The sequence below is a fragment of the Arthrobacter sp. H5 genome, assembly GCF_000520595.1.
Lineage (GTDB): Bacteria > Actinomycetota > Actinomycetes > Actinomycetales > Micrococcaceae > Arthrobacter_D.
Genome location: NZ_KI915032.1, coordinates 8,825 through 10,154, shown reverse-complemented (window position 1 = coordinate 10,154; position 1,330 = coordinate 8,825). Strand labels below are relative to the sequence as shown.

The 1,330-nt window shown below is 62.3% G+C and carries 2 protein-coding genes; one reads left to right on the top strand and one right to left on the bottom strand.

Annotated features, from left to right (window positions below):
• The coding region (locus tag Y708_RS0120030) for an IS4 family transposase (protein WP_035777024.1) at positions 1-792 on the bottom strand (792 nt) is incomplete at its 3' end.
• 171 nt (positions 793-963) lie between these two features.
• Between Y708_RS0120030 and Y708_RS0120025 the strand changes: the two genes are divergently transcribed.
• Entirely contained in the window at positions 964-1,155 is a 192-nt protein-coding gene (locus tag Y708_RS0120025) for a hypothetical protein (RefSeq protein WP_028281287.1), read from the top strand.
• Positions 1,156-1,330 lie beyond the last annotated feature (175 nt).

Genomic DNA, 1,330 nt, shown 5'->3' with positions numbered 1-1,330 from the left:
GTCGGGGTAGATGGCCGAGAGGTAGGAGCCATCGGGCAGTTCCTCGGTCACGGGCAGGATGTTGTTCGCGCGCATCCGCCACAAAAGCTGCGCGCCGGTTGCTGAGCTGTCTTTCCACGCCGTGTAGCTGAAGAAGCCGCGGTCAGCCATGAGCAGCATCGCCGGATCCAGGCGGTGGTGCAGTGCCGGATACATGTCGTGCTCGCTGGTGTCATATCCGGCGGTCACGGCGCCGATGATCGCGTGGGTGCCGCATTCGACCAGTCCCAGGAGCCTCGCCTGCGGGTAGGCGCTCTTCGCTTCGGTATTGGTACCGGGACGGCCGTAAACGCGCTCATTGGCCGGGGTGTCGGCGATATCCAGGGTCGTCCCGTCAACACTGACCAGCCGCCAGGATCTATAAAAGCCGGCACCACCGGGAGCCGCCAACGGCTGGGCAGCCTCAGCGAAGAGTTCGATCATTACCGTGGAGCCCAGCCGTGTGCGGGCCTTGAAGATCGCCGCCTTCGTGGGCATCTGCCAGCCGCCGAACCGCCCGGTAATCCAATCGAGCCCGGCCAGCAGCGACCGCATCACCTCCTCGTAGGATCCGGCCGCGAACAACGCCATCGCCATCACGTAATACACCATCAGCCGCGAGGGCAGCAGCCGGTTCCTCAACTGCCCGGCACCGGCACCGGCAATCACCCGGTCCACGACCGCCGGCGGAAAGACCCGCGTCAATACACCGAGCGAGACATGATCGCTCAACCGTTCAGGACTTTCGGGCTTCACCCAACCACTACGCGCCATGCCAAAAAGTTTAACAGATCACAGCCTAAGTAAACGGCATTGGGCCTAGCCTCGGTATTTCATGGGAGGTGGCCCCAGCGGGGTGTGTTAAGCGACGAAAAGTGCTCCTGACGTGGGAAAATGGTGTTGTCTACGCATCATGTCCACCGCGTCAAAAGGAGCACCTTTCTGGTGAGTCAGTCTACCGGTTTCTATCCCTCTGTCCGTGTTGATTCCGCCGGAGACGGTGTGGTGTCCCAGGCCGGCGGGCTGATCCTGGCGGAGACGGTGCGCGTCTCGGGTATCGGGGCGGGTCTTTCCGCGGGTCTGGAGGCGTGGCGTCCTCGGTATTTCATGGGAGGTGGCCCCAGCGGGGTGTGTTAAGCGACGAAAAGTGCTCCTGACGTGGGAAAATGGTGTTGTCTACGCATCATGTCCACCGCGTCAAAAGGAGCACCTTTCTGGTGAGTCAGTCTACCGGTTTCTATCCCTCTGTCCGTGTTGATTCCGCCGGAGACGGTGTGGTGTCCCAGGCCGGCGGGCTGATCCTGGCGGAGAC